The sequence below is a fragment of the Microcoleus sp. A003_D6 genome, from assembly GCF_036702825.1.
In the GTDB taxonomy this organism is placed as follows: Bacteria; Cyanobacteriota; Cyanobacteriia; order Cyanobacteriales; family Microcoleaceae; genus Microcoleus.
This window is the reverse complement of record NZ_JAUBWA010000204.1, coordinates 1-6798: the sequence shown is the minus strand read 5'-3', so window position 1 is coordinate 6798 and position 6798 is coordinate 1. Positions and strand designations below refer to the sequence as shown.

At 45.0% G+C, this 6798-nt stretch carries 10 protein-coding genes; 7 read left to right on the top strand and 3 right to left on the bottom strand.

The features are described 5' to 3' along the window. On the top strand, window positions 1-205 hold a 205-nt coding region (locus QUB70_RS30815; RefSeq protein ID WP_332985549.1), incomplete at its 5' end, for a hypothetical protein. Further along, window positions 184-3585, top strand: a complete 3402-nt coding sequence (locus tag QUB70_RS30810; RefSeq protein WP_332985548.1) for a S8 family serine peptidase — start codon at window positions 184-186, stop codon at window positions 3583-3585. The genes QUB70_RS30815 and QUB70_RS30810, both read left to right, overlap by 22 nt. A gap of 192 nt (window positions 3586-3777) precedes the next feature. On the opposite strand, the gene QUB70_RS30805 is transcribed toward QUB70_RS30810, so the two are convergent. Both QUB70_RS30805 and QUB70_RS30800 read right to left on the bottom strand, forming a co-directional pair. Further along, entirely contained in the window at window positions 3778-4104 is a 327-nt protein-coding gene (locus QUB70_RS30805) for a type II toxin-antitoxin system RelE/ParE family toxin (protein WP_332985546.1), read from the bottom strand. 2 nt (window positions 4105-4106) lie between these two features. Further along, window positions 4107-4364 (bottom strand): type II toxin-antitoxin system ParD family antitoxin, encoded by a 258-nt coding sequence (locus tag QUB70_RS30800; protein WP_332985544.1) that lies wholly within the window; start codon window positions 4362-4364, stop codon window positions 4107-4109. 367 nt (window positions 4365-4731) lie between these two features. Here QUB70_RS30800 and QUB70_RS30795 point away from each other — a divergent pair, with 367 nt between their 5' ends. The 5 genes from QUB70_RS30795 to QUB70_RS30775 all read left to right on the top strand — a co-directional run bounded on the left by QUB70_RS30795 (window position 4732) and on the right by QUB70_RS30775 (window position 6407). Next, window positions 4732-5100, top strand: coding sequence for a GIY-YIG nuclease family protein (locus QUB70_RS30795; protein WP_332985543.1), 369 nt, complete (start codon window positions 4732-4734; stop codon window positions 5098-5100). After that, window positions 5097-5342 (top strand): hypothetical protein, encoded by a 246-nt coding sequence (locus QUB70_RS30790; protein WP_332985542.1) that lies wholly within the window; start codon window positions 5097-5099, stop codon window positions 5340-5342. Before QUB70_RS30795 ends, QUB70_RS30790 begins: the two co-directional genes overlap by 4 nt. A 31-nt stretch (window positions 5343-5373) precedes the next feature. Next, a complete protein-coding gene (locus QUB70_RS30785) occupies window positions 5374-5619 on the top strand; it encodes a hypothetical protein (protein WP_332985541.1) in 246 nt (81 codons plus the stop codon). A gap of 87 nt (window positions 5620-5706) precedes the next feature. Beyond that, entirely contained in the window at window positions 5707-6009 is a 303-nt protein-coding gene (locus QUB70_RS30780; protein WP_332985539.1) for a PASTA domain-containing protein, read from the top strand. Further along, window positions 6006-6407, top strand: a complete 402-nt coding sequence (locus QUB70_RS30775) for a hypothetical protein (RefSeq protein ID WP_332985537.1) — start codon at window positions 6006-6008, stop codon at window positions 6405-6407. Before QUB70_RS30780 ends, QUB70_RS30775 begins: the two co-directional genes overlap by 4 nt. 57 nt (window positions 6408-6464) lie before the next feature. Here the strand turns inward: QUB70_RS30775 and QUB70_RS30770 are convergent, their stop codons facing one another. Next, entirely contained in the window at window positions 6465-6674 is a 210-nt protein-coding gene (locus QUB70_RS30770; RefSeq protein WP_332985536.1) for a toxin-antitoxin system, antitoxin component, Xre family protein, read from the bottom strand. Between the last annotated feature and the right edge of the window lie 124 nt (window positions 6675-6798).

The window sequence follows — 6798 nt, the reverse complement described above, 5'->3', positions numbered from 1 at the left end:
GAAACGCCACCGATTGATCCAAAACCACCTGTGGCTGTCGCGCCTGTTGTGGAAACGCCACCGATTGATCCAAAACCACCTGTGGCTGTCGCGCCTGTTGTGGAAACGCCACCGATTGATCCAAAACCGCCTGTGGCTATCGCGCCTGTTGTGGAAACGCCACCGATTGATCCAAAACCGCCTGTGGCTATCGCGCCTCCTGTAGAAACGCCACCGATTGATCCAAAACCGCCTGTGGCTGTCGCGCCGCCTGTGGAAACGCCACCGATTGATCCAAAACCGCCTGTGGCTGTCGCGCCTCCTGTGGAAACGCCACCGATTGATCCAAAACCGCCTGTGGCTGTCGCGCCGCCTGTAGAAACAAAACCGCCGGTTGCTATCGCGCCTCCCGTGACAACGCCGTCTGTGGAAACATTACCTGTGGCTGTCGCGCCTCCTGTGGAAACGCCGCCTGTTGCGACAACACCGCCTGTAGCAACGCTGCCGATCGCCCCTCCAACACCACCAGTGCAACCGCCTACGATCGCCTCGGAACCGCCTCTAGTTGGACTTGAGCCGATCGATGATATGTCGCAGCCGATCAACCCGGAACCACCTGTTGAACCCGATTTACCGATTAGTTCGCCACCAGAAAATCGCGCATTTATCGGCATCATCGATACTGGGTTTGCGACGAACAATCCCGATTTGGATTACTCTAAAGTGACATTGGGGCGCGATCGCATCGACAAAGACAGCAATCCTTTGTTTACTGCCGGTACAGGTAACGAACACGGCACTTTTAGCTGGGGTTTAGTGAGTGCAATTCAAGGCAACGACAAAGGCATTGACGGCTACAACGATAAGGCGAATGTTTATCTAAGTCGGGCAATTGGTTCTGGGGAATGGGATTTAGCTTTAAATGATTTTGTGAGTGAGGCGAAGGCGCAAAAGAAAAAGAATGCGATCGCACTTCTTCCCCTCGATTTAACTCAGAAAAATGCTGATGGTAGCATTACCACTCGTTACGAGTTTACACCCAGAGAGCGGGCTGTGTTAGAAAATGCGCGTCAAAATGGGGTGCTGTTAGTTGTAGCGGCGGGTAATGATGGCGGTGTGATGTCGGTTTTGGGTCAATCTTCTCAGGAGTTTGACAATATTATCACGGTTGGTTCGTCGGATGGATTTGGGCGATCGGATTATTCGAGTTACGGCTACGGTTTGGATATTTTAGTGCCCGGTGGTTCGATCGACAATCCGACTTTATCGACTGTTGGCGATGATTTAGGCACGATGGCGGGTACTTCGGCTGCGGCGGCTAAGGCTGCGGGGATGGCGTCTAAGGTTTGGGAGAGTAATCCTGATTTGAATGCTACCCAAGTGATTGACATTTTGACTGGAAGTGCGATCGATTTGAAGGCACCCGGATGGGATGAAGAAACGGGTTTTGGGGTGGTGAATTTCAATAAAGCTGTGGAATTGGCAAAGGAAACAGCGCCGCAAGCTTATATTCCGACACCTTTCTCGAATCCGACAACTTGGGGTTTGGAGGGACAAGTTACACCCTCAGAAAGGGCGACGGAAGCTTTTGAGCATAATGGCAAGTGGTATGACTGGGACCTTTATACAGTTCAAGATGGCGACAATCTATCAGTAATCGCCGCATCCAGAACGGGTGATATGAATGATTGGTCACTGATTGCCAACAATCCCGATAATACGATTCCCTCCGGCGATCCGAATTTGATTTATCCAGGGGAGCAATATTGGGTTCCTAAAGAGGTATCTGCACCTCAGCAACCAACGGATCAGGGCCCCGGCACAACCGATCCAGGTACTGTGATTACCGATCCAGGCACTGTGATTACCGATCCAGGTACTGTGATTACCGATCCAGGTACTGTGATTACCGATCCAGGTACCGTTATCACCGATCCAGGCACCGTTATCACCGATCCAGGCCCAACGCAGCCATCTAATTCAATTAATGTAAACGGTCACACCGTTGGTGGCAATTTCTATCCAGTTTTCCAGAATTATCAAGGGACTTTGGGCAATCCCATTTCTGATGTCACCAATTATAATGGTGCGAGTTATCAGAAATTTGAGAATGGGTCGATCGTCAGCAGCCAGTATGGAACCTTTCCACTTTACGGTGCTATCCGTCAGACATTCTTGAAAAACGGTGGATTGGAGGGCTGGTTAGGCGAGCCGAAAAGTGGGGAAAAGGGTCTGGGAAATGGAAATATCATTCAATACTTTGAGGATGGTTACATTTACTGGAATGGTAGTAAAGCAACTGCTTATCGCTACGGGACAACACTACCTAAGACACCGACTAATATTGGCAGTCAACTAGGCGTAACGAAGCCTAGCACTGGTGGAAACAATGACGGTGGAAACAATGACGGTGTAAACAATGGCGGTGGAAACAATGATGGTGGAAACAATGATGGTGGAAACAATGGCGGTGTAAATAATGGCGGTGTAAATAATGGTGGTGGTCTGAACCCAGACCAGTCTAGTAGCGCATCTACAAAACTTCGCTTCGAGCTAGATAATGCTAGCTTGTGGGGTAATGCTAGCTTGGGGGGTCTCGATTTTGATAGTCAATTTACAGTTAAGCCTCAGACTGAAGAATGGGATATTTTCGGTATGCAGGTAGGTCTGGAAGCATCTTTTGATGCCAAAATTTATGGCTTTTTAAGTGCTGGTACAGTTGATATTGGACTGTCAGGCGATTTCCAGGTCAAGACAACAACTGATGGTATGACAGGGAAGACAACTTTGTCGGTTAACACTGCGAATCTCAACCCCGAGACTCCCTATATGTCCACGTATTTAGGACTTGGGGCTGGTCTCGGTGTAAGTGCTGGAGTCAAAGCAAATATCAAAAATATTCCTTTCCAGGGAGATATATCTGGGGAGATTCGCACTGATGATGATGAGTTCAAGTATACTATTGAACAGCTAATGGGAAAGCTACTAGCACCTGGTGCATCAGAATTTGCAGAAGTTGATCTAGGTTTTAATCTCAATACCAATCTCTGGAAGCAAGGTAATGAAATGGAGGCAGATGATACGGCTGGGGTGAAGCTGGATATGAATAAGCTGGGTGAAATTCCTGATTTCTTCGAGCTTGGCCTTGATTTAGGGTTCAAGCAAACATCAAAAGCTAAAGTTTTTGGCTTTTGGTTCGACCCCGATAATATCGATGGTAATCCTGGTGATTTCTATGTACCCCTCGGTCAATCTGGAGGGACAGAAAGCCCACTAGGCTTTATTCCTCAAGCTCTGCGAGTACGTCCAGAGATAATTATAGAAACGAATTTTGCAGCTTTAGCAAAAGGTTCTGTATCGGTTGGTGTTGGTGATGCTATTGAAAAAATTCTTGGAAACAAGATGCCTGATGGGATACTTGGAAATGTCTTGGGCAATTTACCTCTCGATATTGAAGGGTCTAGAGAAGTAACCATTCCTATTTCTTCTGTTTCTACTAAACCTTTTACTAACTCCGGTTACTGGAAGTCTATTTCTCTAGTGTCAGACACTAATACTCCAAGTAGTAATTCTTCGTCTTCATCCAGTTCAGGTTACAACACTTAGGGCGATTCAGAGCGATCGCCCTTTCTGCACCAGATTCAGAAAGGCGATCGCCCGTTTTACAATCCAAAGATCGATCGCCCTTCTTACATCTGCGTTAATCTGCGTCCATCTGCGGTTAAAAAAGAGCGATCGCCCTTTCTAATAATTCAGAAGGGCGATCGCTCTTCAACTTTTCACCTCAAGACTAAAGATTTACTCATTCTCATCAACATTATCAAAGATATCTTCGATGTCCCGTGCCCCGTGAATCACGCGCAAAATTTCCACCCCTGAATCTATAAGACGGTAGAAAATCAGATATCTTCTAAAACCTTTAATAGCTTGTTGTCGCACATCGATTAAACTAGGATGAGAAAATTGACAGAGTTTTCCTATTTTTGGCGTTTGGGCTAATTGTTTAAAAGTTTCTTCCGCCGCGACCAGAAAGCGATCGGAAGCATCCATATTATCTTCCGCAATGTAAGTAGCTAATTCAATCAAATCACGGATAACTTGCGGACGTTTTTGGATCGACGTCATTTTTATCCCTGCAACCCCTGATTCTGGGAAATACGCGATCGCACAGCTTGACGAATCTCCATCCAATCTTCCTCAGTCATCGCTGTAGAATTTCCAGATTCCAAGCCCTCTAATAACATCGCTTCCAAACGTTCTGAAGCTTTACGTTTTTGGTCTTGACGAATTAACTCACGAAAATACTCGCTAGCTGTACTATAACCCCCTTGGGCTACCTGTTCTTCTATATAAGTTCGCATTGAGTCAGGCAGAGAAATATTCATACTTGTCACGGGTATTACTTACCTCATTTAACTCGTTATCTTATTATGGCAGATTTTGCCATTTTTGGTCAAGTCTCACACAACGTGTAATTTTATAATAATAAATTGGGAAGAGCGAGAGCCCTTTTTTACCCAGACTCAGAAAGGATCTCGCCCATAATTCATCAATCATGGCGAGAGCCCTTCTTACATCCGCGTTAATCAGCGTCCATCTGCGGTGAATAATGAGCGATCGCCCTTAATCAGCTAGATTCAGAAGGGCGATCACTATTTGGAATGAATTCGCGATCGCCTTTTATGGGATTGATTAAAAGAGCGATCGCTTCTACTTGTAGGATGGAATAACCGCTTGCATCTCCCAATTTCCATGACCAACCCCATCCAGCAAGAAGCCCGCCAAATTCTCGATAATCTCGCCTTTACCCCCTTCGATCGATGCCATCCCCTCAGCCACGACTTCGACACAATTCCTGCTAGAGTTGGTTTGTACGCCTTTCGACATCGCATTCAAGGATTACTCTACATCGGCAAAGCCAAGAACCTCCGCGATCGACTGCGAGGCGGTCACAAAGCCTTTCTCTGGGGCTGGCTCGATCGCTACGATCCAGATGATGTGAGAATTGCCTTCGTTACCCTCAACCAATGGCAAAAACCAGGGTTATTATATGAATTAGAAACCCTCATCCTTCAAGCTACAAATCCTCCCTACAACGTTAAAATCCCCAGAGAACAATGACTCAGACCCTCAATATCCAACACTTACCGCCAGAAGCCATTCATTCGCTGATGACCCATTTGCCTGACTATGTGAAAGTCGCCCTGATGGAAAAAGCTACGCAGCTAGAATGTTCTCTCGAAGCTGCGATCGAAATGGCACTTGCTAGTTTTCTAGACTCAGAAGCTTTCAGCTTTGAAGATTGCCTATTATCGCAACGTCTTCAGGAATCAGAAGTGGTAGAATTTCCTCAAAGGAAATAGATGCGAGATATTTTTAAAGGAGATAAATATCATGTTATCCCCAGAACCAAACCTAGCCGATAACTGGGAATTCACAGAATTATGGGTAGATCCGACAGCATCACCACCTTACGTCCTAATTTTACTGGGTGACAGTTCAGGTAATAGCTGTATTTACGATCCTGCTCAAAGTTATCCGATCGTATTTGCGAGTTCAAGTTATCAACAAGCTAAACTCTGGCTGTTAGAAGATGAATACGAACGAGTAGAACGTCGGTTACAAGTGGAAGCAGCATAAACCCTATTTTTCAGAAAGTCGGGAAGTGCGATCGCCCGTTATACAATCAAAAAGGCGATCGATCGCAATCTCTTCCTTCCACAGCCAATGAATCCAGCCGCACAGCAACTTCCCGATCAGACAGGAAAAACACTGTCAGAAGTCCTCATCATACTGGAAAGTTACGGCTTTCAATTTCAAACGAGCACAAAAGGCAGCTATCAAAGCTTTGAACACCCAGATGGCAGTATCATTCATATTAGACCAAATGGTGAAATAGTGCGTACAGGGCCAAAGATACGCGGGACGGGTGGCAAAACTTACCGTCGTAGATACGATCGAGATGGAAATCTAATAAAATTTGAACCAGGGGCTAAGACACATAATACCGGAGAAAAAGTGATTCTATGACAACCGCGATCGCACTCAACCTCAAAACCTTTTTAGAAGACTTAAAAAGTGCCGATTTAGTAGGAGTTTCACTCCGCCCTCAAAATCTTGGCTTGCGTTTAGACTTCACCTTTGGGCCCGAAGTGGGAGATGTAGCGATCGAGTTCGATCGCATTCTTCACCTAATGATTTCTCGCCCCATCAATTCCGATGATGAAAATTACTGTTTTTGGGTAGGAGAAGTAGAACTCAGAAAGCTTGAAAAAAATGCTGAAACTTTCTTATCTTCCCTTTCCTATCCCTTCAATTTTCCTCCGAATTTAGATTTATCCTCTTTGATTCACTTTCGCTTAGAAGGGGATATTTTTATTGAAATAATTTGCGAATATTATAAGATATTTCAGGAAGTCAAAAATTAAATTGTATTTCTTAAGTTTCCCGAAAACGGAAACGGAACTAACACCACATCACCAAAACTATAACTCGTCATACTCAGCATCCTCTGGGTTATCCCAAATTCTAGCAAAAGCTGCTTCGGAGATTTTAGTCGCACTATAAGTTAAAAGACTATCTTCACTTCGAGTTAATAGGAAGTCGAGGAAATCTTCTAATACCGTAATTTTATCCGGTGGTAAGCTACGGATTTTTTCTATCAGCTTTGTTTGGGTACTTTTAGCGATACTCATGTTCCATAACCTTTTTATTGAAAAAACAAGACACATTCTTCTAAACCAGATGGCTCTCCTGAACTTGTGGTGATAATTTTATCTAATCAGAAAAACAAGCTAATACGCGATTTCTGAAATTATG